The organism is Microcoleus harperi Pol14_C6 (assembly GCF_036701295.1).
GTDB lineage: Bacteria > Cyanobacteriota > Cyanobacteriia > Cyanobacteriales > Microcoleaceae > Microcoleus.
The window spans coordinates 43,279-67,330 of sequence record NZ_JAUBQN010000018.1 but is presented as its reverse complement, the minus strand read 5'-3'; the positions used below and the strand labels follow the sequence as shown (position 1 = coordinate 67,330).

At 46.4% G+C, this 24,052-nt stretch carries 25 protein-coding genes; 14 read left to right on the top strand and 11 right to left on the bottom strand.

The annotated features are described in order from the left end of the window. The first annotated feature begins 84 nt into the window (after window positions 1-84). Window positions 85-840 carry a Fe-Mn family superoxide dismutase gene (locus QUA27_RS14400; RefSeq protein WP_333068701.1) on the top strand — a complete coding sequence of 252 codons (756 nt, stop codon included), beginning with the start codon at window positions 85-87 and terminating at the stop codon, window positions 838-840. A gap of 181 nt (window positions 841-1,021) precedes the next feature. Here QUA27_RS14400 and QUA27_RS14395 read toward each other — a convergent pair whose 3' ends face one another. From QUA27_RS14395 to QUA27_RS14385, 3 genes are all read right to left on the bottom strand, one after another. After that, on the bottom strand, window positions 1,022-1,807 hold the full coding sequence (locus QUA27_RS14395; protein WP_333068700.1) for an SDR family NAD(P)-dependent oxidoreductase: 786 nt from the start codon (window positions 1,805-1,807) through the stop codon (window positions 1,022-1,024). Between the two features lie 25 nt (window positions 1,808-1,832). Then, window positions 1,833-2,579, bottom strand: coding sequence for a 16S rRNA (guanine(527)-N(7))-methyltransferase RsmG (rsmG, locus tag QUA27_RS14390; protein ID WP_333068699.1), 747 nt, complete (start codon window positions 2,577-2,579; stop codon window positions 1,833-1,835). 102 nt (window positions 2,580-2,681) lie between these two features. Then, a complete protein-coding gene (locus tag QUA27_RS14385; protein ID WP_333068698.1) occupies window positions 2,682-3,347 on the bottom strand; it encodes an ABC transporter ATP-binding protein in 666 nt (221 codons plus the stop codon). Window positions 3,348-3,731: 384 nt separating this feature from the next. Here QUA27_RS14385 and QUA27_RS14380 point away from each other — a divergent pair, with 384 nt between their 5' ends. From QUA27_RS14380 to QUA27_RS14370, 3 genes are all read left to right on the top strand, one after another. Further along, window positions 3,732-4,748: a Sll0314/Alr1548 family TPR repeat-containing protein gene (locus QUA27_RS14380; protein WP_333068696.1), complete on the top strand. Its 1,017-nt coding sequence runs from the start codon at window positions 3,732-3,734 to the stop codon at window positions 4,746-4,748. 15 nt (window positions 4,749-4,763) lie between these two features. Further along, on the top strand, window positions 4,764-5,216 hold the full coding sequence (locus QUA27_RS14375) for a DUF3531 family protein (RefSeq protein ID WP_333068695.1): 453 nt from the start codon (window positions 4,764-4,766) through the stop codon (window positions 5,214-5,216). A gap of 219 nt (window positions 5,217-5,435) precedes the next feature. Next, window positions 5,436-5,867 (top strand): NUDIX hydrolase, encoded by a 432-nt coding sequence (locus tag QUA27_RS14370; protein WP_333068694.1) that lies wholly within the window; start codon window positions 5,436-5,438, stop codon window positions 5,865-5,867. A 151-nt stretch (window positions 5,868-6,018) separates the two neighbouring features. On the opposite strand, the gene QUA27_RS14365 is transcribed toward QUA27_RS14370, so the two are convergent. Next, a complete protein-coding gene (locus tag QUA27_RS14365) occupies window positions 6,019-6,384 on the bottom strand; it encodes a phage holin family protein (protein WP_333068693.1) in 366 nt (121 codons plus the stop codon). A gap of 21 nt (window positions 6,385-6,405) precedes the next feature. Then, window positions 6,406-7,497 carry a redox-regulated ATPase YchF gene (gene ychF / locus QUA27_RS14360; protein WP_333068692.1) on the bottom strand — a complete coding sequence of 364 codons (1,092 nt, stop codon included), beginning with the start codon at window positions 7,495-7,497 and terminating at the stop codon, window positions 6,406-6,408. 121 nt (window positions 7,498-7,618) lie between these two features. Between ychF and QUA27_RS14355 the strand changes: the two genes are divergently transcribed. Next, a complete protein-coding gene (locus tag QUA27_RS14355) occupies window positions 7,619-7,975 on the top strand; it encodes a hypothetical protein (RefSeq protein WP_333068690.1) in 357 nt (118 codons plus the stop codon). A gap of 132 nt (window positions 7,976-8,107) precedes the next feature. Here the strand turns inward: QUA27_RS14355 and QUA27_RS14350 are convergent, their stop codons facing one another. Continuing rightward, window positions 8,108-8,356: a gamma-aminobutyric acid A receptor, epsilon-like protein gene (locus QUA27_RS14350; RefSeq protein ID WP_333068689.1), complete on the bottom strand. Its 249-nt coding sequence runs from the start codon at window positions 8,354-8,356 to the stop codon at window positions 8,108-8,110. Between the two features lie 361 nt (window positions 8,357-8,717). On the opposite strand from QUA27_RS14350, the gene QUA27_RS14345 reads away from it, so the two are divergent. The 3 genes from QUA27_RS14345 to QUA27_RS14335 all read left to right on the top strand — a co-directional run bounded on the left by QUA27_RS14345 (window position 8,718) and on the right by QUA27_RS14335 (window position 12,168). Next, entirely contained in the window at window positions 8,718-10,280 is a 1,563-nt protein-coding gene (locus QUA27_RS14345; protein ID WP_333068688.1) for an aminotransferase class I/II-fold pyridoxal phosphate-dependent enzyme, read from the top strand. A gap of 99 nt (window positions 10,281-10,379) precedes the next feature. Beyond that, window positions 10,380-10,973: a precorrin-6Y C5,15-methyltransferase subunit CbiT gene (gene cbiT / locus QUA27_RS14340; RefSeq protein WP_333068687.1), complete on the top strand. Its 594-nt coding sequence runs from the start codon at window positions 10,380-10,382 to the stop codon at window positions 10,971-10,973. Window positions 10,974-11,250: 277 nt separating this feature from the next. Next, complete coding sequence (locus QUA27_RS14335) at window positions 11,251-12,168, top strand: phosphatidate cytidylyltransferase (protein ID WP_333068686.1); 918 nt, start codon at window positions 11,251-11,253, stop codon at window positions 12,166-12,168. Window positions 12,169-12,275: 107 nt separating this feature from the next. On the opposite strand, the gene QUA27_RS14330 is transcribed toward QUA27_RS14335, so the two are convergent. After that, window positions 12,276-13,067 carry an LmeA family phospholipid-binding protein gene (locus QUA27_RS14330; RefSeq protein WP_333068685.1) on the bottom strand — a complete coding sequence of 264 codons (792 nt, stop codon included), beginning with the start codon at window positions 13,065-13,067 and terminating at the stop codon, window positions 12,276-12,278. A 618-nt stretch (window positions 13,068-13,685) separates the two neighbouring features. Between QUA27_RS14330 and QUA27_RS14325 the strand changes: the two genes are divergently transcribed. Both QUA27_RS14325 and QUA27_RS14320 read left to right on the top strand, forming a co-directional pair. Next, window positions 13,686-14,480, top strand: a complete 795-nt coding sequence (locus QUA27_RS14325) for a pseudouridine synthase (RefSeq protein WP_333068747.1) — start codon at window positions 13,686-13,688, stop codon at window positions 14,478-14,480. Continuing rightward, window positions 14,477-15,358 carry a helix-turn-helix domain-containing protein gene (locus QUA27_RS14320; protein ID WP_333068684.1) on the top strand — a complete coding sequence of 294 codons (882 nt, stop codon included), beginning with the start codon at window positions 14,477-14,479 and terminating at the stop codon, window positions 15,356-15,358. The genes QUA27_RS14325 and QUA27_RS14320 overlap by 4 nt, the downstream gene beginning before the upstream one ends. A gap of 389 nt (window positions 15,359-15,747) precedes the next feature. Here the strand turns inward: QUA27_RS14320 and malQ are convergent, their stop codons facing one another. Further along, the gene (malQ, locus tag QUA27_RS14315) at window positions 15,748-17,256 is read right to left on the bottom strand and encodes a 4-alpha-glucanotransferase (RefSeq protein WP_333068683.1); all 1,509 of its coding nucleotides are present in this window, start codon (window positions 17,254-17,256) and stop codon (window positions 15,748-15,750) included. 171 nt (window positions 17,257-17,427) lie between these two features. Here malQ and QUA27_RS14310 point away from each other — a divergent pair, with 171 nt between their 5' ends. After that, a complete protein-coding gene (locus QUA27_RS14310) occupies window positions 17,428-17,562 on the top strand; it encodes a hypothetical protein (protein WP_333068682.1) in 135 nt (44 codons plus the stop codon). 157 nt (window positions 17,563-17,719) lie between these two features. Here QUA27_RS14310 and QUA27_RS14305 read toward each other — a convergent pair whose 3' ends face one another. The 3 genes from QUA27_RS14305 to QUA27_RS14295 form a co-directional block, all read right to left on the bottom strand. Then, complete coding sequence (locus QUA27_RS14305; RefSeq protein WP_015174534.1) at window positions 17,720-17,845, bottom strand: photosystem II protein Y; 126 nt, start codon at window positions 17,843-17,845, stop codon at window positions 17,720-17,722. A gap of 201 nt (window positions 17,846-18,046) precedes the next feature. Then, window positions 18,047-18,805, bottom strand: coding sequence for a MinD/ParA family ATP-binding protein (locus QUA27_RS14300; protein ID WP_333068679.1), 759 nt, complete (start codon window positions 18,803-18,805; stop codon window positions 18,047-18,049). Between the two features lie 71 nt (window positions 18,806-18,876). Further along, entirely contained in the window at window positions 18,877-20,664 is a 1,788-nt protein-coding gene (locus QUA27_RS14295) for a CHASE2 domain-containing protein (RefSeq protein WP_333068678.1), read from the bottom strand. 336 nt (window positions 20,665-21,000) lie between these two features. Here QUA27_RS14295 and QUA27_RS14290 point away from each other — a divergent pair, with 336 nt between their 5' ends. The 3 genes from QUA27_RS14290 to QUA27_RS14280 all read left to right on the top strand — a co-directional run bounded on the left by QUA27_RS14290 (window position 21,001) and on the right by QUA27_RS14280 (window position 23,650). Then, window positions 21,001-21,738, top strand: coding sequence for a DUF928 domain-containing protein (locus QUA27_RS14290; RefSeq protein ID WP_333068677.1), 738 nt, complete (start codon window positions 21,001-21,003; stop codon window positions 21,736-21,738). A gap of 141 nt (window positions 21,739-21,879) precedes the next feature. Further along, window positions 21,880-22,614, top strand: a complete 735-nt coding sequence (locus tag QUA27_RS14285) for a DUF928 domain-containing protein (RefSeq protein WP_333068676.1) — start codon at window positions 21,880-21,882, stop codon at window positions 22,612-22,614. A gap of 241 nt (window positions 22,615-22,855) precedes the next feature. After that, window positions 22,856-23,650 (top strand): HAD family hydrolase, encoded by a 795-nt coding sequence (locus QUA27_RS14280; RefSeq protein ID WP_333068745.1) that lies wholly within the window; start codon window positions 22,856-22,858, stop codon window positions 23,648-23,650. The last annotated feature ends 402 nt before the right edge of the window (window positions 23,651-24,052 follow it).

The window sequence follows — 24,052 nt, the reverse complement described above, 5'->3', positions numbered from 1 at the left end:
GGCGATACAACTTTTTTTCTCAACTCACTCCCATTTTGCTTTAATCTGAGATAAAACAGTTAATAATTCACTTAGGTACTTTTTATGACTCTCAAACGCCGAGATTTCTTGTATTTAGTGACAGCCACCGTCGGAGCTATTACCGCAGGTGCTTGCCAAGCGTCAGGAAATAATGTATCGCAAGCAAGTCCAGTTGCAGAAAGTCCAAAAATAGCCCAAACTCCGGGGCCTTTTACACTGCCACCTCTGCCCTACGAATACAATGCTTTAGAACCGCACATCGATGCGCGGACAATGCAATTTCACCACGACAAACACCACGCCGCTTACGTTAAAAACCTCAACGATGCTGTCAGCAAATACCCGCAGCTCAAAAATATGAGTGCTGAAAATATGCTGCGAGATTTGAGCAAAGTGCCGGAAGATATTCGCACAACCGTGCGTAACAATGGCGGCGGACACCTAAACCACACTATGTTTTGGGAAATCATGGGTCCCAACGGGGGCGGCGAACCCACAGGGGCAATTGCAACAGCAATTAAGCAAACTTTCGGCAGTGTTGACGATTTTAAAGCAAAATTTAACGATGCCGGCGCCAAGCGTTTTGGCAGCGGTTGGGTGTGGCTAGTCCGCAATAAAGCTGGCAAACTTGAGATTACAACTACGGCCAATCAAGACACGCCTTTGATAGATGGCAACTATCCAATTATGGGTAACGATGTTTGGGAACACGCTTATTATCTCAAATACCAAAATTTGCGGGCAGACTACTTAAAAGCTTGGTGGAATGTTGTTAATTGGGCGGAAATTAACAAGCGCTACGACAAGGCTAACGCTTAGTTCAACAAAGTTTGTTATTGCGATCGAGCGCAAACAGCCCAACAACAAACTCGGTTTTAAGTAGGTAGGCGCTGTAAAACGCAATTAAGTAAGTAAACGATTGTAAAATATCCTGAGCCTTAAGCGTGGCTGACTTAGCCCTGTTTACATACTGTTAGATAATTAGTTTAATGTCGCCTACCTACTTATCTTGAGATTCTGAGGTCAAACTCGGGCTGCCCTCAATATACAGTCCACCATCTACCTTTAACACGCTGCCCGCGATGTAGCCAGCCGCATCAGATGCCAGGAAAACTGCTGCTTTGCCTAAGTCTTCCGGGAATCCCATGCGGCCCAGAGGCATTTGGTTGCTGAACGACTCAAGCAATTCGTCGCTGTACCAACGTCGCTCACCCGGAGTGTCAGTCCACCCAGGCTCTAGGATGTTGACCCGAATTTTGTGCCACATCAGTTCATTCGCAATAGAAAGAACGAGGTGATGACAGGCTGCTTTGGTGGTGTTGTAGTCAATCGCACCCTTATACGGAAAATGGGCGTGCGGGGATGAGATATGGATAATCGAGCCTTTGGCCTTCCTTTCCACCATACGGCGGGCAACTATTTGACATACGTGAAACACACCGTACACCCCTATTTCTAGTGTCCGCTGTAAATCCTCAAATTTAGTTTCTAGCAAGGTGTTTCGGACGCTAGCGATCGCATTTGTCACTAGAATATCGATTTGACCCAGTTCTTGTTCGCACGTATCCACCATCCTTTCCACTTGGTCGCGCTGTGAGACATCTGCTTGAATCGCGATAGCGCGACGGCCGAGTGAGTGAATCTGGTTGACGACTTCGAGTGCAGATGTTGGAGAATCGCAATAGTTGACACAAATATCTGCACCCGATTTGGCTAATTCAAGGGCGATGCCAGCACCAATTCCTTTCGAGCTACCTGTGACCAGTGCAATCTTATTGGCAAGCATAGTTAGTATTGAAAAACGGCTATAGCTAGCGCACGGGACGCTCGAACTGCTGTACAACTTTCCGCAAGTAAACGCAGTGCCGCGCCCCCTGACTCGTCGGCGTTGTGAATGCTTCGACTGACTCAACTTTACCGCCCAAATGCTCGATCGCCCTTTGCAACTCTGTTTCTTCCTCCACCGTCCAATTCCCACGGTAAAGTACAGCCAAACCGCCATTTTTAAGGAATGGCAGCGCGTATTTAGCACAAATAGAAGCTGCTCCAACTGCTCTAAGAAGTGCTAGATCGTAAGCTTGTTTGTGATGCGGCTGTCGGGCAATTTCATCAGATCTACCCAACAAAGTCGCCGCATTTCCTATCCCTAAAGACGGCACAACTGTTTCCAAAAAAGCAATTTTTTTGCGCGTAGAATCGAGCAAGGTAACTGATAAATGCGGCAGGGCGATCGCGATCGGCAACCCCGGAAAACCCCCACCAGTCCCAATGTCGATCGCTTTCTGCACCGACTCGGCGGCAAATTCTGGATTTTCCGCCAAATTGTGATTAGCTGGCAGCAGTCTGGCGATTCCCCGCAGAGAATCCCACAAATGTTTTTCCCAAAACTCCATCGGCTCAGTAATTCGGGTTAAATTCAAGGAGCGATTTCCCTCAACAATTAACTCATAAAGCCGCTGAAATTGTTGCTGCTGCGACTCATCCGGCTGCCAGTTCAGCGTTTTTTGCCACAACTCGTTCATCTGGGGCAACACAGGCATTTTAATCTCATTTATCATCTAGTTCGATTCTCACTTGTTTCTTGCTGTCCGCGTAGGCGGACTTCGTTTGTATAGACGCGAATTCTATTCGCCGGGAAACCATGGGGAACGCCAGAAAAATCAAACGCAACTCGTTTCCTTAGCTTCTAACTTAGCCCGATCGACCTCCTGCAAATCCCCGTGGTCTAAAGTCCAAAAGCGATCGGCAACGCTCAACAAATCGCTAGCATCGTGAGTTACAATCAACAAAGTCCAGTGACTTTTCAACTTACTCAACAAGCTTACTAACTGCCGCCGCATCGACCAATCCAAACCCGCCGTCGGTTCGTCCAAAAGTAGCAAATGCGGCTGCCGAATTAGCTGCACCGCCAAGGCTACCCTCCGCTGTTGTCCGCCGCTCAAAGCGTGGGGAGAAGCGCGCAGTGGCAAATGTCCGAGTCCCACTTCTGCCATTGCTTTGTTGATTTGTTCTTGTCCCAATTCAGGATGCCCCAACCGCAATTCTTCTAAAATTGTGCCACCGCAAAAATGTCTTTCTGGAAACTGGAACACTAAACCTCCTAACTGTTGCAAGTGTTCCGGTGTTAATTCTTGTTCCCGCCAACGGATGTCGCCGCTAGTTTTTTCCGCTAAACCTGCTAATATTTCTAAGAGCGTACTTTTGCCTGAACCGCTGCGACCCACAATCAGCCCCATTTGCTGCGAGGGAAGTTCTAAGTTAATATTTTTCAGAATAGCATTCGGACAGGCGGTAGGATGATATACTAAGTTTTTTAGATAAAGCATTAACGCAATTGGTGATTGGGGAGAAGGAAGGCACTACACGAATTTTGACACGAATTTTGACAAGGATACACGGATTAATTATCCAGCCTCAGCGATTTGTTTCTAGCTTGGGCCGATCGCACACAATTATTTTACATAAATCTTTACAAAACTTTCCTTTTTTTTCAGGATGGGCGTTTGATTTTTCTGTTGTTTCATGGTATATTTTAATAATGGAAATATGTCCTTAAATATATTAAAAGTCACACTTCCCTTATTAAAATATACCTCAACAACCACAAAAAATCAAGCAAATTTCACTCTTTTTTTGGTCGCGACCCGAAAGTCTGAAAATTTAACTCTCTTGTTTCTAGTTTACAGTATATTCCATTGAGAGAATTGACGATGACGAAAACCCCTTTAGCATCGCTTGGCAAGCAAATGTTAAGTTCTAAACAGACAGTGCGGGCGATCGCCTGTGCAGGAGCGATCGCCCTCAGCATCTGCATTAACTCGGCAGTAGCGGGTGATCCCTTTCGCAACAGCAACCCGCAGGCGATCGGGCCCAACACCGAAACCGCTTTTAAAACAATGTTTGAGCAAGGAAACTACAAACAAGCAAAAACTCAAATTCAACAAGCACTATCAGCCGAACCAAACGAGCCGCTAGCCTATGCAATGGCAGCTTCCCTCTCATACATCGAGCAGGACTTAAACTCGATGAATTCCTACGCACAAAAAACCCGCGAAGTCGGCGAAAAATTAACTAAAACTAATCCATTGCGCGGCAATATTTACACAGCAACAGGTCACTTTCTAGAAGGGGCGAACATTATAGCCAAAGAAGGAACAGCTAAAGGGGCGCCCCAAGCTTTGAGTAAATTGCGAGTAGTATTTCAATACCTAGATGCCGCCGATAAAATAGCGCCCAACGATCCAGAACTCAACCTGCTCAAAGGCTACATGGACTTAATTCTAGCCACCAACCTGCCCTTTTCCAACCCCAACGAAGCCATTCAAAGACTCGAACAAAAAGCCTCTCCTCGCTACTTAGCGTATCGCGGCATGGCCGTCGGCTATCGAGACTTGAAAAAGTACGATCGCGCTTTAGAATTTGCCAACAAATCCCTAGCAGAAACGCCAAATAATCCCGAAGTTCTCTATCTAAAAGCACAAATCTTGTTTTCCCAATCCCAGGGGAAAGACGGCAACAAAACCTTACTTGAGGAAGCCCGAAAAAACTTCGACGCCGCCTTAGCAAAACCCGACCAACTGCCGCGCAGTTTAGTAGCCGAAATCTTCTTTCAGCAGTGCAGAACCCGTAACCGCCTCGACAGCAAATCTCGCGCCTGCGACCCGATGCGCGATAAAATTAGAGATGCAGATGGAGTCTGGGGGCCCGCGGCCTTACCACCACTATAAAAACACCAAAAAACGATGCAAGTAGAGTTTCGCGAGTTTAACCCCTTTGACCTCTGGATTTGGCTGAAGTTCAGCAACGTGCCTTCAAACGGTGAAAAACAGTATGTTGAAGAAGTGTTTGACTCTTGGTTTTTCTTGGGAAAACTGGGAGGATTTAATGCGGAAAATTTGCAAGTTCAAGATGAAGGCTTAGATATCAGTGATATGAATTACGATGTTAATCTAGCCGACCAAAGTATGATGGCTTTGATGCACAATATGGGAGACATGGAGTATCAAGGTTCTTGGGCTCGCTGCTGGTTTGATTTGGGCACTAGCGATGCGATAGGCCTCGATGTTTTGATTAATGTTTTCCAGCAACTCAGCAAAGAATTCGTAACGATTGAAAAACTCATTATTGGCGGGGAAAATACAGACTGGCCCGTTGACAACACTCGCCGTCGAGAGGCTTTTGCCGCTGATAATTAACCCTTGACACGAAAGGCATGACACGGATACACGGATAATGAGTGATGATTGCTGAGTAATATAGAACTTACGCACGGGTAGTAATTAACCGGGTTTTTTGCATCATACTTCGTTACAGCCCGCATCAACGGCAAAAAACCTGCTGGTTGGGCGAAGTCGAAACCCGGTTTCTTTTGTTTTGGTGTTGATGCGTCATGACTGATGACTGATAACTAAATTATGCAAAAAGGTACAATTCGCGTAATTGTTTTAGGATTAATTCGCTCGGGCGATCGCATTTTCGTGTCAGAATGCGAAGATCCGGTCAAACAAGACACATTTTACCGAGCTCTGGGTGGTGGCATAGAATTCGGAGAACACAGCATCGACGCTTTGCAAAGAGAGTTTAAAGAAGAAATTAAAGCCGAGTTAACAAATATCAAATATTTGGCTTGTTTGGAAAATTTTTTTATTTTTAATGGTCAGGCCGGACACGAACTAATACAACTCTATCAGTGCGAATTTGTCGATCCCAAATTTTATCAATTGGAGAGTCTAGCCTTTGCAGACGGAGAGTGGGTATTTACCGCACTTTGGATGCCGGTCGAGCGCTTTCGATCGGGCGAATTGCGCTTAGTTCCCGACAAATTTATCGACTACTGCGAAGGCTAATAACTCAACCAATACCAAAAAACAAATACCTGAGATGGGGGAATTAAATCTAAAATATTTGCCCTAGGGGCGTGTTTCACCTGAAATATTTGCGATAACTAACAGGATGAATAAACCCGCCCCTTCCTTCCGTCCCCCGCATTAGCCGGATCTACCTTACATTAGGCAGCGTACTCAACACCTGATAGAGCAAAGAGTTGATAAAACCGAGGGCTATAGCACCCAGCAAAGCACTCCAAATTCCCCACCGCAAGCGAAATCCTTCGACTAGCCAAGCCGCCAATCCAAAGATAATCGCGTTGATAACAATTATCCACAAACCAAAAGTTACCAACACCAATGGAAAACCCAAAACCACAAAAAGCGGCCGCACCAAAGCATTCAGCAATCCAAAAACCGCCGCCGAAATCATCGCTTTTCCAAAAGTGTCAATGTCCACCCCGATGGGCAACTTGGAAATAATAAAAAAGCTCACCGAAGTTACCAGCCAAGCAATTGCCAGCGAAACGATATCCATGTGTTCATCTCCTTAAAAAAGCTAAACATTAAATCGGAACAACAGCACATCCCCCTCTTGTACAATATACTCTTTTCCTTCACTGCGAACTAACCCTTTTTCCTTAGCCGCATTCATCGCGCCCGTAGCAACCAAATCTTCATAACTCACAGTTTCGGCCCGGATGAAACCCCGTTCAAAATCAGAGTGAATAACCCCCGCAGCTTGCGGTGCTAACATTCCCGCGATAATCGTCCAAGCGCGAGTTTCTTTCGGCCCGCTAGTAAAATAAGTCCGCAAACCCAATAATTCGTAAGTAGCTCGAATCAGAGATTTCAAGCCACCTTCTTTTACCCCCAGAGATTCTAGGAAATCCGTTCGTTCTTCCTCGGATAACTCCACCAATTCTGACTCAACTTGCGCCGAAACTATGACTACCTTAGCATTTTCTTTAGCTGCTACTTCCTGCACTTGTTCGACATAGCTATTTCCTGTTGCTAAATCGTCCTCAGACACGTTAGCAGCATAGATAATTGGTTTGTTGGTGAGTAATTCCAAACCTTTAACTAATTCAGCTTCTTCATCTGTGAAATTGTACTGCCGCGCCGGTTTCCCCGCATTCAAAACCACGACTAATTTTTCGAGTACATCCACTTCTGCTTGAGCTTCCTTATTGTTGCGGGCGAGCTTGCGAGTGCGATCGAGCCTGCGTTCAATTTGAGCTAAATCTGCTAGAATTAATTCGAGATTGATAATGTCTATATCTCGGATCGGATCGACAGAACCCGCAACGTGAATGATATCGTCATTTTCAAAACAGCGGACAACGTGGACGATCGCATCTACGGCCCGAATGTGAGATAAAAACTGATTTCCCAGTCCTTCCCCCTGACTCGCCCCCTTCACCAAACCAGCAATATCAACAAATTCCATCCGCGTCGGCACAGTTTGCACGGAATTGGAAATATTGCTCAGCACCTTCAACCGTTCGTCTGGCACTGCCACGATACCCGTATTTGGCTCGATCGTACAGAAAGGAAAATTAGCAGCAGTCGCCTTGGCATTAGCAACCAGAGCATTAAACAAAGTAGATTTGCCAACATTAGGCAGTCCGACAATTCCGGCAGTAAGCATAGGTATTTAGAAACATATCACTGTTTCAAAATATCATAAGCAATAGCAATATATCTGCCTTGTCCCTTCTAACTTCTACAGCTAAGCTTGAATAAATATCTAACTTGAGGTAGATGGCTCAATGGTTAACAAATTGTTAAGCAAAGTAACGATCGCTGCGGGGCTGTCGCTGCCCCTGTTAGCGCTGACACCAGCTAGCGTTTTCGCTGAGATGGTCAAAATTTCGGTGGTTAACAACAGCGGCAAGACGATGACAGCCGTCTATATGTCTCCTCCCGATAAGGATACTTGGGGACAAAACGAGCTAGAGGCCCCCATTGCCGATCGGGAAAAGGCAGATTTTGAGTGGAATCAAGCGGACTACGGCGGGTCGGATGCGGGCTGTGTTTTTGATGTTAGAGCCGAATACTCTGACGGCAAATCCACGGATTTGGATGCTGTTGACCTTTGTAAAGAGACTGCGCTCAACTTCAATTAATTGATAATTTAGGCAAAAACCGAGTTTTTTCAAGTCTGATATTCACCAAAAAGATTGGGGACTTGGGTGAAACCGGTTTTTGCGATCGACCTGACAAACCATCTTAAATTTCGCGATCGACTAAAACATAATTTATACAGGTCCAGGGATTGTCTGAGGAATTGGCCCCGGCACTGTCTGAGGAATTGGAGAGGGTACAGTTTCCGGCACCGGTTCGGGAATTGGCTGGGGAATTGGCGCAGGTACCGGCTCCGGTACTGGCCCGGGAATCGGTTCGGGAACGGGACCCGGCACTGGTGGTGATGCGGGTATAGTCGGCAGCCCCGGTTCGGTACTGGGAATCTGCGGGCCGGGAAATGGATCTGGAGTGGGATAAATCATGTTAGTGTTTTGCTCGCTAATAGAGATGTTTCAAAAACATTGGCTCGCCACTCCTAGCTATATTTTACAACAAAAATAACTGAGTTGTGGTAGTGTCTTATATCATAATAATAAACTAAAGATTGCGACGGAGACATCTATCTAAATAACTATAATTAACTGTTACTTCCGTACAAAATTATGCCTTTGGTATTAAACTAAGTATGTGGTTACAAATAAACATTAGATAGCGAGGGCGCGTGAGTACAGAAATAAACTGCGTGAGAGTAAAGACATTGGCTCAACCCGCCCCTACAACAAGATATTGTGGTTTTTTCATACCGCTCTACTTAGATATCAAATACAGCAATCAAGATTAAGCGTGTCACCAGCAAACACTCAACAACAAACGCCTCTATTAGATGCCTTGCGCGATCGCACAAATCAGCCACACGCCCCATTTTATGCCCCCGGACATAAACGCGGACAAGGACTCTCTCAACCCCTAATTGACTTATTCGGTGCGACAGTATTTCGATCGGATTTGCCGGAATTGCCGGAGTTAGATAATCTCTTTAACCCAGAAGGTGCAATTGCCGAAGCTCAAGACTTAGCCGCCGCAGCATTTGGAGCCCAATCAACTCGGTTTTTGGCAAACGGTTCGACTTGCGGAATTATCGCCGCCACCTTAGCAACTTGCGGCCCCGGCGATAAAATTATCTTGCCTCGAAATATCCACTCATCGGCGATTTCAGGTTTGATTTTGTCCGGTGCAATTCCAATTTTTGTCAATCCAGAGTACAACCCGGATTGGGATATTGCCAACAGCATCACCCCAGAAGCCACAGCCGCAGCATTAGAACAACATCCCGACGCCAAAGCAGTAATGATAGTTTACCCAACCTATCACGGCGTCTGCGGGGATTTGCGGGCGATCGCCCAAATTACCCATCAATACAACATACCGTTATTAGTAGACGAAGCCCACGGCGCGCACTTTAACTTTCATCCAAACTTGCCAGAACCAGCACTATCAGCCGGCGCCGATTTAACAGTACAATCAATCCACAAAACCCTCGGTGCAATGACACAAGCATCGATGCTGCACGTCAAGGGCGATCGCATAGATATCCAAAAATTAAATAGAGCATTGCAGCTAGTACAATCTACCAGTCCCAGTTACATACTATTAGCATCCCTAGACGCAGCCCGCCAACAAATCGCACTCCACGGCAAAGAATTAATGGCCCAAACTTTACAGCTAGCAGAAAAAGCGCGATCGCGCATCAGTCAAATTCCCGGCTTATCAGTTTTAGAACCGTTAAATACACCGGGTTTTGCAGCATTAGACCGAACCAGGCTAACAGTAAAAGTATCAGATTTAGGAATCACAGGATTTGCAGCCGATGAAATTCTGCACTGTCAACTCGGCGTCACCGCAGAATTACCAATGCCCAAACATTTAACATTTATTATCAGCTTGGGAAATACACAATCAGATATTGACAATTTAGTTAAAGCTTGTACTCTTTTAGAAGGAAGAAAAAAGAAGGAAGAAGGAAGTTCGGCAACGGATTCTGTAACGGATGTAACGGATGTCAGGAAGAAGGAAGAAGTCCGAAAGAAGAAGTCCGAGAGAAGAAGTCCGATGTCCGATGGAAGATTTGCCCAATCTCCCACTCTCCCACTCTCCCCCTCTCCCCCTCTCCTCTCCCCCCGCGAGGCTTTCTTTTTCCCAGCGGAAACAGTACCTGCAGACAAAGCAGTCGATCGACTCAGCGCCGAACTCATCTGTCCCTATCCCCCAGGAATACCAGTCCTGATGCCCGGTGAAATCATTACCCCAGCAGCCGTTGACTACCTGCAACAAATCCTGGCCGCCGGCGGAAAAATCACAGGTTGCAGCGATCCCGGCCTCCAAACTCTCAAGGTTGTGCGACAGTAAATATTAAGGCTTGGGGGAAATTGGGAGAATTTCTACTTCTTCCGCAAGTTCCAACTTCGGTCTAGCTTCAATCAAAAATCAAAAATCAAAAATATAACTATGCTTTGGCCCTACGTCACTCCAGGCATCCCGGATGACTTATTTGAACGTTTACCGGGAATTCCCATGAGTAAGCGAGAAGTCCGACTGCTGTTAATCTCCCACCTGCGGCTGCAAGCAGATTCAGTCGTGTGGGACATCGGTGCAGGTACTGGTACGATCGCCGTAGAAACAGGTTTGCTGTGCCCCAAAGGTCGGATTATTGCCGTCGAAAGGGACGAAGAAGTAGCAAGCTTGATTCGCAGAAATTGCGATCGATTCGAGCTCGACAACGTAGAAGTCATAGAAGGCAGTGCCCCGGAATGCCTGGAAAACCTGCCCCAACCCCCCCACCGAGTCTGCATCGAAGGAGGTCGCCCCATTAAAGCCATTCTCCAAGAAGTCTGGCGGTACTTGCCACCTCACGGTAGAGTTGTCGCCACAGCATCCAATTTAGAGAATCTGTACGCCATTTCAGAAGGGTTCGCCGAGTTGCAAGCCCGGAACATCGAGGTAGTCCAGTCCGCCGTCAACCGCTTGGAGACTCGCGGCCTGAGTCAAACCTTTGCCGCCGTCAATCCCATATTTATTCTCAGCGGCGAAAAGCTTGATTAGAAGCAAGAAGAAGGCACGACACGAAGTTGGACATGGATACACCGATTAATTCTGTAATTCTTAATCTTTTTTAAGTTCACTTAACCTTCATACTTAAGAATAGGGGCCACCATCGCTGGATTGACCGCCTGACTTGAGATATTGGATGACCGATGGGGGATGGGGGTTAGCTGTGCAAGGGATCAACTCGTGCTCTATAAAAATCCAAAATCCAAAATCCAAAATCCAAAATCCAAAATCGAATGATCCACCGCCGTCTGCAAGAGAAATTCATTTTATGCCTTGGTCTCGTATCCTGAGTGGAATAGTTGCGATCGCCCTTGCTTTGGGAATGATTATTATGGGCGGATGGTACTTCACCGTCGGCTTTGGAGTCATCGTCTACCTAGGTCAATTGGAATATTTTCAACTAGCCAGGGCTAAAGGGATTGCACCCGCTGCCAAAACTACCTTAGCAGTCAGTCAAGGCCTGTTAATTACTGCTGCCCTAGCACCGCAACTCGTAGACGCCATGTTCCCCTTAGCGGGAACCTTAATCTGTTTCTACCTGTTATTTCAACCTAAATTATCGACGATCGCCGATATTGCCTCCTCAGTTTTAGGATTGTTCTACGGCGGTTATTTACCCAGCTATTGGGTACGGCTGCGAGTAGGCCTGGACCCAGGCAATCTTGCTACAACCCAACTTTCGCAAGCAGTAGCAAGCAATTTGCCGGTTAACATTTACCCGTCCCCATCTTGGACAACTTCTAGCCATATATCTTTAGGATTGACTTCGCTGCTGCTGGCTTTCCTCTGCATCTGGGCCGCTGACATTGGGGCTTATTTTGTCGGCAAATTCTTCGGCCGCACTAGCCTGTCCCACATCAGCCCCAAAAAGACCGTTGAAGGTGCCGTATTTGGAGTTTGCGGCAGCATCGCCGTGGCAGTCGCTGGGTCTTGGTATTTAAACTGGCCGGGGTGGCCGTATACTGGGGCTGCTTTTGGTCTGTTGATTGGCGTTGCTAGCCTGTTGGGAGATTTAACTGAGTCGATGATGAAGCGAGACGCCGGCGTTAAGGATTCGGGGCAGTTGATCCCCGGTCACGGCGGCATTCTCGATCGCACCGACAGTTATGTTTTTACCGCGCCCTTAGTCTACTATTTTGTGACTTTACTGTTGCCTGCGATCGACTCTTTTTTAATTAATCGGTAATTGGGAATTGGGCATGGGGAATTAGGAATTCGGTATATATTCCCAGGCTTTGCCGATGACGCAGGTTAAAGTCAACTGTCAACTGTCAACTGTCAACTGTTAATTAACTAAGGCAAAACTCTAATTCCTCCCCGACAAACAATTTCCCCCGGACTCAAGATCAACTCTTCTATCTCAACTTCCGGCCCAAAATCAATTTTAAAACCCTTGAAATCACTGCTCTTTAATTCTCCATCCATTTCGATTTCTGGTGATTCAAACATCAATTCGCGACCGCTGGCTATCCGCAAACCCGTCCGCAATACCAAAGGAATTTGCCTACCGCCAGCGCGAAAAATTGTCGCCGAAAGCGTCAACAAACCCGCCTCAATTATAATCTGCGAATTTTGCAACTTCAGCGACTTTTCCCTATCTGTCAACGGCAGCATAGGCAGCAAAAATTCGTTCAAAGCATCAGCAAGCAAAGGCGCTTTCAGCGACGCATTCAAATCCGCCTGACTAAGCCTCAAAACGCCTGCCACGGGAACGGATTCCAGGAGGCGCAGGGGTTGGCCTTTGAGAGCTTGACCGAGGTTGATGCGAATGCCACAACCCTCTATGGCAACTTCTGTTAGGTGTAATCCTTTATACACAGCACCGCGAGCGGCAGCCGTGACTTTGGGGATCGCACCGCCGAAGATTTGTCGATCGCTCCCCTCAATTTTCACCTTCAACTCGTCCACCTGCTGAACTTGCGATCGCAGCCACAACTGCACCGCCGGAGACAGCACTGCGCTTGCGATGCGGCTGCCTTGACTGGGCGAAGGTCTCCCCGGCTCCTCGCCGAGATTAACAGTCTCACCAGAGCCAGCAGCGGCATCTCTATTGTCAAATTGAATAGAGTTTCGATCGACAGTCATAAACAATTTCAGAATATAAACCTTAATATTCAAGCACAGAAATTTAACTAGAACTTGCACATCCGGCCTCAAAAACCCGGTTTATGGACAGATAGACCGCTGTCAACCTCTGATTTTCCTTAGAAACCGGGTTGATGAAAACAAGTCCCATTAACTCGAAAATCAAGCAGAAATCTGGCATCAGCAACGCCAGAAGCAGAAAAATTCTCACCTTTCCCCCCTTGGGATCTTTGGGTAGTTCACGAGTTGTGCGATCCCGATGAAAAATTCGCGATCGAGCGTATAAATTTAACCAGGAGTACGGGATTTATGGTAGTGTTGGTTTATGGTCGGGTCAGACCCAAACCTTTCAAACCGGCCGCAAACCAACGGTGCAAACCTGTGCCTGCCGCGAGTCTTTTCCTCGTAGTTTTTGCACAGCATTCAGGGTAATGCCATCAGGACAATCTGCACCGGGCACAAGGACAATCTGCACTCTTGCCGGGCGTCCTGTAATAATTGGTCAGCATTATAATTTATTCCCAAGCAGGAATTGAGCATTGCTAGTACGGTTAATCAATTAACCGTGTCGTGTTTCCTCCCCACCGTTGGCTCGTTGGGGATTTCCACACTCCCGTCATGTCTGATGAAAGGCTGCAAAAAATCCTCGCCCAGTGGGGCATTGCCTCTCGCCGTCTTGCAGAACAGATGATTGTAGCTGGACGAGTCCGAGTTAATGGCAATATTGTTCGCTTAGGAGAAAAAGCGAATCCCGATCGCGATCTCATCCAAGTCGATGGAGTCCCCGTGAAACCAACGGATCGACCCGCAAAGGTCTATCTGTTGCTCAACAAGCCGGCAGGCGTAGTTTCTACTTGCAGCGATCCAAGAGCCCGATCGAAAGTTCTCGACTTGCTGCCACCACAACTGCGCTCCGGTCAAGGCATCCACCCCGTAGGACGCTTAGATGCAGATTCCACCGGCGCCCTCTTGCTCACCAATGATGGTAAGCTGACATTTTGTTTGACCCATCCGCGTCACTCGATCGCCAAAACTTATCAGGTTTGGGTACGGGGCGATCCCCCGGAACGCATACTACAAACGTGGCGTCAGGGCATCATCTTGTCCGGCAGAAAAACTTTGCCCGCGAAAGTAAAAGTTATCGATCGCGCGCTTGACGAAACTCTGTTAGAAGTCATTCTATCAGAAGGCAGAAACCGACAGATTCGGCGAACAGCCGAGCTGTTGGGATATCCAGTGGTGCGCCTGCACCGCACAGCCATTGGCCCGATTCAATTGCAGCGGCCCGGTGCGCCAATATTGCCACCAGGCTGCTGCCGACCCCTAGAAGATGCGGAAATTATTTATTTATGGAATCTAGTCAACCTAACATCAATAAGCGTGCCAGTAAATTCCCAGGAGCACAGCATATGACAAAGAATTTATTGTTTTTATTCTTCAAAACCACTAAGCAGAAACGGCACTCCCAAGAGCCAGAAACAGCTCAAAAGAAGCTAGCGGAAATAGGAACTCAACTCCGTCAGTACCGCGAACAGCAGTCTATTTGTTTGGACAAAGTAGCCGTGGTAACAATGATTCGGCGGAATCTGCTGCAAGCCATCGAGGACGGTGAACTAGACCAACTTCCCGAACCAGTCTACACTCAGGGTTTGATCAAGCGCTACGCTGAAGCAATGGGTTTGGACGGAGCTCAGTTTGCCGAATTTTTTCCGATCGAACCGCCAGCCCGATCGAGAACCAAGCTATCCTGGCAAGATGGGCCTCAGTTGCGGCCGATGCACCTCTACCTCTTTTACACCTTTCTAATTATCTGTTCGGTCAATGTTTTATCTCAATTGATAAGCGGTTCTGTTACCGCAAGAAACGGTGCGGGAACCGAAGAACTAGCGCTTGAGCAGAAAGACCAAGCTCGTTTTGCTGCTGAGGCATCTCGATCCTCAAAAAATCAGAAACCGGATAGTTACGAAGCTGTCGAAGCAGTAAGAACAGGTCAAAGTTTAGATAAATCTGGGAATAAACCAGTGATGGTTAGCGTCACTTTTAAAGCAGAATCGTGGATGCAGGTTGAAGTCGATGGTAAAACAGAGTTTGAGGGAACTTTGCCGACCGGGACTGTTCGCACCTGGGGGGCCCAAAAGCAATTGGTAGTGGTAGCAGGTAACGCCGGCGGGGTAATGGTGGCTGTTAATAACGGACAAGCCGAACAACTCGGAGATCCTGGAGTCGCCAAAGAAGTTGTTTTTAAAGCAAATGAACTCACGCCTTCAGCACCGCCCAAGAATGAAGGCTGAGTGTTGATTGGTAATGGTTAATGGGTAATAGGTAATAGCGGGCAGCCCCCAGCTTTTAATTAGAATGTCCGTCTTGATTCACTCATTACCAATTACCAATTACCAATTAGATCCATTCCGGTTGCATCGGAATAGTCAAATCCCGTCACAGATCAAGAATCACGGATAGTCCAACCGGAATCGATCTAATTCATCTGCGTTAATCTGTGTTTATCTGCCCTCATCTGCGGTCAAAAAAAGATAATTTCTCCAGCCGCAGATGACAAGGGATTGACGCTGATTCACGCAGATTAAAAGAATAGAGATAGGAATAATTCCGATGCTAACAGATTTAATATTACCCATTAACAATTACCAATTATCCATTACCAACTACCCATTCCATAAGATCAATGTTTATTAGGAGCGCGCCCAGAGATGTAAGTCATAGTTTTGAGCCGATCGCGCACTTCCCAATTCAAAGCTTCTGGTCGATATCGCCACCCCCAATTTCCTTCTGCTTTCCCCGGAAAATTCATCCGCGCGTCTGTACCCAAACCCAACAAGTCTTGATACGGCACAATTGCCATATTAGCAATAGACATCCAACCCATGCGGATTAAAGACCAGTGAATTCCTTGGGGATCGATGCAGCCCAAGTAACGTAAAACCTCATCTCTTTCGTAGTTTTGCAGTTGATTAAACCAGCCGACAGTCGTGTCGTTGTCGTGGGTGCCGGTGTAAACTACGCAGTTGCGTTCGTAGTTGAAAGGCAAAAAAGGATCGCCAGGGCCCGCGCCGAAAGCAAACTGCAAAATCTTCATTCCTGGAAACTCGTATCGATCGCGCAAAGCTTCCACTTCAGGAGTAATTACCCCTAAATCTTCAGCGATAATTGGCAAGTTGCCAAACTTCTCATTAATTAGATCCAACAAAGCTATTCCCGGCGCTTTAATCCACTCTCCCTCGATCGCAGTTTCTTGTCCGCGCTTCACCGCCCAGTAAGCCTCAAATCCTCGAAAGTGGTCGATACGAGTCACGTCTACATAAGCGAAAATCGCTTCAAAACGCTCCACCCACCACTCGAAATTATTTGCTTGCAACTTCTCCCAATTGTATACGGGGTTGCCCCACAATTGACCTGTATTGCTGAAGTAATCTGGGGGAACTCCTGCCATTAAAGCTGCTTCTCCTGTGGCTTCATCCAAGCAGAATGTTTCTGGATGAGACCACACATCCGCGCTGTCGTGAGCTACATAAATCGGAATGTCGCCAATAATTTTAATGTCCCGCAGGTTAGCATAGCGTTTCAACTCTGTCCACTGGCGAAAAAACTCAAACTGAACGTATTTGTAGTAATAAATCTCAGCATTTAGCTGCTGACGCCACTTCTCTAGCGACTCTGGTTTTCGACGGGCAATTTCTGTTTCCCAATTGTTCCAGCTAACACCGCCAAAGTGATCTTTTAGTGCCATAAATAAGGCGTAATCTTCCAGCCAATTCTCTTTGCTTTCGCAAAAAGCTGAGAATTCTTTTTGCTGGATAGGAGATGCTTTGGCTTTGAAATTTTCGCAAGCTTTTTTGAGCAAAGGCACTTTCAAGGCGATCGCCCGCTCGAAGTCTACATAATCGAGCGGAAATTCAGGTAAATTAGCGAAGTCTTCATCTGTGAGCAATTGCTCGTCCCGCAGCAGTTCTGGGTTGATCAGCAGGGGATTTCCCGCCATTGCTGAATAGCACGAATAAGGAGAATTGCCGTATCCTGTCGGCCCCAGCGGCAATACCTGCCAGTATTGCTGGTCGCTCTCTACTAAAAAGTCAATAAAGCGATATGCTTCTATTCCCATGTCTCCAATGCCAAATTGACTGGGAAAGGATGTGGGATGGAGTAGAATGCCGCTCGATCGGGGAAAAAGCATAATCTATCTAAAGATATAGGAATTTAACATTGACAATTTGACCTATCTTCCCTATCAGTTAAACTTCGTAGTTTTTAGGGCGATTGTTAGGGCAAATACTTTTGTGATTGTCTCATATTTTCTGCGATAACGTGCTTACCCAATATTTTTATGGAACTCTACTCAGAAGTTATGAGTAGAGTTCAAAACATCAAAATCTGGAGTTACACGATCGCCCTGCTTTCACAGCTAGGTTTTTTTACCCAGGCTCGTTTGCTGCAACAAAATATTTTGCTGGAGCGTACCCAGTTTCTGCTTAATTTTTAAATTTAACTTTTCTTTGGCTTTCGCCCCATCTCTCTGCAGTCGTAAATTGCCCGCCCAAAATCAGCCATCACTTAAGCAGAGCCAATGCACAAATCAGCCGACTGTTTTGTATCTCAAAAAACAGTCGGCTGCGGGATTACCTGAAAAGAGGCTGAGTTTAAGCTTGCTTGTTCAACAATTTCTGCACTTGTTTGAGAGCTATACTGCCGATGTTGTAAGCAGCCCAGCCGCCCGCCAACAATACGGGCATCAATACTATTAGTATGCGGAAGTCAAAATCCATGAGTTCTCCTCCTAAAGTTTTTTAACAAATTCTCATAATCTATTTGTATCTCATTTTGTCGCCATTCTCCTGACTCTTTAACCAAATATTGTCGCTGAGAAAGTTCCTCTGCTGGCAGCCGGATAGGCAGAAGGACATCGCTCTGCAGGAATTGAGATCGAAACTCACTCCTGGGGGGGCGATCGGCATTCGCTGCACCAATTATCCCACAATCTGTTTCGCAATCCCTTCCACAACCTTAGTTAGAGGGTCGTTAGGGAAGTGCAGCGCAAACACTCCCTTGCTGGCGAGCAACATCATCTTGTCGCTGTGGGGCAGTACCCCTGCCACTGGGATGTTGTAAATACTCTCTACTTGCTGCTTCAAATCCTCGAAATCCAGGGATTCTGGGGCTTTATTGATCGTCATCAAAATCTTGGGAACTTCTAATTTGCGGGCCACATCTACCGTGACAGCCGTTCCCTGAAAATCTTGCTGATCCGGACGCAGAATCAGCAGCAGGATGTCGGAAATGGTGATGCTGAGGAGGGTTTCTTCGTTGAGCCCCGGATGCGTGTCGATAAATAGGTAGTCTAATTCCAGAAACTCGATCAGTTCTTGAAAGCCGTCGGTAAGCAGTCCCACATCGTAGCCTTCGCGCAAAACTCGCGCTATCTCGCCTGCTTTAATGCTCGAAGGAATCAGGTAGAGGTTGCCGTTACTGGCTAATTTTGGCAGCAGCGAACTCACATTGTAGGCCGTATCCGCGATCGGACACCGGCCCCACAGGTAATCGTTCAGGCAGCGATCCATGTTGCTCTCGCTGAAACCGAACAGCACGTGAATCCCGGGCGATTGAATGTCGGTGTCCACAATAGCGACCCGATTTCCGCCACGAGCGATAATAGATGCCAAGTTTGCTGTCGTGTTCGATTTGCCAGTTCCGCCCCGGTAAGAGTGGACAGAGATGATTTTGGACATGATCTGCGTATGAGGGTAAGAAACGGCGAGAACCTATTATGATGCAATTCTCTATGCAGTCGAGTTCTCTGTCATTCTTCCTTGCCCCCTAAATCCTCCTTGTCTGCTAAACTATCAATTTTTTCATCTTTTATCCTCTTTTCTGCGACCCTGCGGTGCCGCATCTGTTTGGCTTTGGCTTGCAAATCGCTGAACTCGTCATGGGGTTTGGTTTCGGCTGAACTAGCACCGCCGTCCGTCTCGCACGTACCCGTTGGTGAGCTGCTTTCCGATTCAGTCACAGGGGCGCGCTGCTTCTGCAGTTTGGCTTTTTCCTGCAACTGAGTTAAGTAGTCGTCTGTCTGACTTTCGACCTTGGGAATCTCTGCGGTACTTGTAGTTATTTCTTGGGGTTCGGAAGGTAATTTTTCAGAGGTTTCTTGTTTGCTAATTCTCAGTTTATCTTTCTTTTGCTGCAATTCTTTAAAGAAATCAGATTCTGTGATTTCTGCGACTTGCTGTTCTTTTTTGGCTTGGTCTATTTCGATTTTGAAGACTTGTTTTACTCGATCGCTAATTGCTTTCCCGTATCCGGCTTTATTAAATCTCTCTGCTGATACAATGCTACCGCCAGTTAAGATTAATGCTAAGGCTGGCGCTGCAACAGGCACCCACCCTCCCAACAGAAAAATCCCAAAGCTGAGCGCGCAACACCCAGACAGCATGGCTGCGAATGTCACTGTCAACTTCGCTGGGTGAGCCATCCGCGATGCCAACGTTCCTCCGACAATTGACCATGCCGAAATCCACAGGATTTCTGCCCATTCCGGCCAAAACCATAACATGGGTCTGTTGTCTAAAACTGCACTCAAAATTTGGCTGACTACTTGTGCGTGTGCCACGATCCCCGGCATGAATTGGTTGCTTTTCTGTCGCCCACTGTAAGGAGTATAAAATAAATCTTTAACGGTTTCTGTGGTATAACCGATGAGCACTATTCTATCTTTAACTAAATTAGGGTCAACTTTCCCTTCTAAAACATCCGTAATTCTGACTTGGTTGGCAACTTGTCGCCTGGAACGATAGTTAATTAATATTTGATATCCCCTAACCTCGGTATTTGTGTATCCTCCGTCATTGCTTGCTAGTTGTTTTAATTGGGTTTTTCCCAGCCATAAAGATTGATCGGGCGCAAGTTGAGGAGAGATTTTTTGCCCTTGCAGGTAGCGGAGTGCTAGCTGGAGGTTGAAGGAAGCTAAAACTTGAGAATTGTCATTGCAAAGATGTTTTTGGGCCGAGGAGTTGCCCTCAATTGTCGGCGGTTTCATAAATAATAAAGCCTTGCGGAGTATGCCACCGGCATCGACTCCGAAATCTGCAAATCCCACCCGGTTTTCTGGCAGCCCCGGCGCAGGCGGAGAACCGGGATTGTCCGGGCTGCCGTCGGTGACTAAACATACCCCGATAATGCGATCGCTTTTTTGTAAAATTTTGGTTAATTCCTCGCGCCCGTCTCCTAAAGGTACATCTCGCAGTACATCTAAACCGATCACGGCCGGCTGCATTTTGTCAAGTTTTTGTAAGATTTCAGCTATTTTGCGATCGGATATCGGCCACTGTTTCAGTTTCTGAATGTCTGCTTCGGTAATCCCCACTATTAGCAAACGCGAGTCTGGCTGTTCTTCGGGACGCCACCTCACCATTTGGTCGTAAGCGCTTAATTCTAATGGTTCGAGTATTCCTAGCTGTCGGGCTCCCATCAAAGATAATGTTACTGCCGCGCTGGCAATTAATACAGACTTAGCCAATGCTAGTGATGGTTTATACATTTGACTCAATTGAGCCACTGCCGATCGAATTTTATTAGATATTTTACTCATTATCCCAGCATAAAAGTTTGACTCGTTTCTGGAACAGCAGTTGTTTCACATTTCCCCCCTGCTGGAGACTTCCTCCATCTTAGAACACTCGGAAACTCCGACCGCTGTGTTACAAAAATTTACAGTACGTGGCGAGCAACTGTATCTAATGATACTTGCGATTTAGGCAACCTGATTTTTCCGACAGATAATCCCCTTGCCGCTCGAATTAATAAATGTTATTGATGATATGTCAAGGTATAAATTGTGTATCTGCGCCCTCGACTAGCAGCTCAAAAATATTTGTCGCCATCAGCGAATGCCTGTGTTTGGAATTATAGTGAAAGGTACAACAAAATGAAACGTTTTCTACATCGGGCTACACTTGCGGTCGCCGTATCTGCGATCGCAGCTACCGTACCCAGTTCACTTGCACCAATGCGCGCACAATCCCAGCCGCTTCTGCTGAGTCAAAATTTTAATTTCAAGCCTCCCGACGTAACAGCCCCCACCAACCGACAAGGAGGGGCACATCGCGGCAACAAGCTTTGTCCAGCGGGTTTATCTATTACTCCTTTAGTGCCTCCAACTAATATCGGTTTAACCTTAACAGAGTCTCCCACAATTTTTGTCTATGTTCCTCAAACCTCGGCAAAAATAGAGTTTACTGTCCTCAACGACAAGGAAGAGGAAGTGGTCTACGAAAAAACATTTAAACTGGACAAATCTGGGATTGTTGGAGTTACCATTCCTGCTACGGACAACAACAAATCCCTTGAAGTTGGTAAGCGATACGTGTGGTCATTTTCGCTAGTTTGCGACCCCGAAGACCGATCAGCGGATTTAGTTGTTAAAGGGTTCGTGCAGCGAATTGAACCGCAGGCAACTCTCAAGAGCGATTTGGCAAATCCCGACCCGATGACTAGGCTCAACGTTTATGCTCAAAATGGGATTTGGTACGAAACTCTCGCTACTTTAGCCCAAATGCGGCGTCAGACACCGGGGGATGTGAAGCTGACAGCCAAGTGGACGCAATTATTGCAGTCCCAAGGACTGGAATCAGTTGCAGCTCAACCACTGGTGGCGCCTCTTTAAATCTCGATATTTCTTGAAGTTTTGTCGGTCTGCCGATGGCGATGTGAAAATTGACCCATTTACTCGATCGCACCCGGGGCTAAAACTCCGGGTTAACATTAGAGATGCGATCTATAAATATTTCTACAAGTGAGTGGAAAAATGAAACGTTTTCTACATTTTACTGCACTGGTGATGGCTGTCTTGGCGATCGCCGTTACTCTCCCCAGTTTGCTTACACCGATGCAGGCTGTGCCTGCACCCATTCTGCTGAGTCAGAATGTTAATTTCACACCCCCAGATGTAACAGCCCCCGACAACCGGCAAGGGGGGACGCATCGAGGCTGTAAGTTACGGGATGGTTTATTCATTACTCCCTTAATACCTGAAAGCAATATTGGTTTAACGCTAACAGAATCGCCAACGTTTTTTGTATATGTTTCTCAACCCGCAGCTCAAGTAGAGTTTGTTTTGCTAAACGCAGATGAATCAGAAGTAGTCTACGAAACTACTATCAAAAATGACAAAGCCGGAATTGTGGGAGTTAGCCTTTCTGAGAAAGACCAGACAAAAAATATTGAGGTTGGTAAGCGATATGTGTGGTCGTTTGCACTAGCCTGCGATCCTCTGGAGCGTTCTGGAGATTATATTGTTAAAGGATGGATGCAGCGAATTGAACCGCAGGCAAATCTCAAGAAGGATTTGGCCAATCCCGACCCTATGGCTAAGGTGATTGCTTATGCTAAAAATGGGATTTGGTACGAGACTCTTGCTACTCTAGCCGAAATGCGGCGCCTCGCACCCGATGATTCGCGGCTGACGACCGAATGGACGCAATTGTTGCAGTCCCAAGGACTAGAATCGATTGCCGCTCAACCGCTAGTTCAGTCTTTTTAATAACGGCTGTTCTCCAATCATTGCTGAGTGTTTGCACAGTCAATTCTTCAATTATTCAATCCAGTGACCGAAAGCAGCCAGGGTACAAGCCCCCGTCTTTATCCTGGCACAACCAACCAAAAAATAGTATCCGATAACCAGTCCCCGGATTCATCAGTGATATCGCTTTGTTCAATTCTCAAATTCTTCAATTCTTCAATCCAAAATCTAAAATCTAAAATCTAAAATCTAAAATCGATTGATGGCTAATAACTTTCCGACAATTCTAGCTCTTGATTTTGACGGTGTGATTTGTGACGGACTAATCGAATATTTCCAAACAGCTTGGCGTACCTACTGTCAAATCTGGAAACCAGTCGAAACAGTACCAGAGCCAGATTTAGCTTTGAGTTTTTACCGAGTGCGGCCGGCTATTGAAACTGGTTGGGAAATGCCACTGCTGATCCGCGCACTACTGACAGGAATTTCTCCAGAGCAAATTTTGCTAGATTGGCCCAATATAGTACCGTATTTGTTGACCGAAAATAATTTAAAAGCGCAGTCTGTCGGCGCTATATTAGACGGATTGCGCGATAATTGGATTGCTGAGGATTTAGCTGGGTGGCTGTCTTTGCACCGCTTTTATCCAGGGGTTGCCGCTCGCCTGCACTCGTTGCAGGATAGTTCGGTGAAAGTGGCGATCGTCACTACAAAGGAAGGTCGTTTTGTGCGGGAACTTTTGCAGCTAGCAGGGGTACAAATGCCGTCCGAGTTAATTTTTGGTAAGGAATACAACAAACCTAAACACCAAATTTTGCGGGAATTTTTGGCTGCGTCTGGCAAAGACTCGACTATTTGGTTTGTGGAAGATCGGTTAAAAACTTTGCTGTCGGTGAAGCAGCAGCCGGATTTATCTGAAGTGAGGTTATTTTTGGCTGACTGGGGTTACAATACTTTGCCAGAACGGGAATCTGTGGCTCAAAATCCACCAGTTCAATTGCTTTCTCTGTCGCAGTTTGCCGGAGGTTTTGCCGATTGGCTGCCGCTCGAATGTTAATTTTAGATTTGTTTACACTTGTGATTTTTTTCGCTTTTCATAGTCTAAAAAACTCACAAAATTTTACATCTTTTTTGTTGACTTTTGCGGCGCAGAAATGGTATTTTAATATAATCAAATGGCAAAAATAATATTATTTTTACCATTTGATTATAAGATAAATATAACAGAAACTCCTCAAAAAAGCAAGGCTATCGCCACAAAAAAATGTTTTTTTTCATAGACTATTGCAGGTAATCTTGACCTCAAAAACCCGGTTATTTTACTATTTATGGGGCGGGCACGAAGTGTTTTAGTTGCTCAAACCGCGTGTATGACAAAAAACCAAGCTTCGGAACCAAAAAATTGAAAAGTGTTTTGATAATTTCTTAGCTTGAAAGCTTTCTAATATTGAGACTTAAA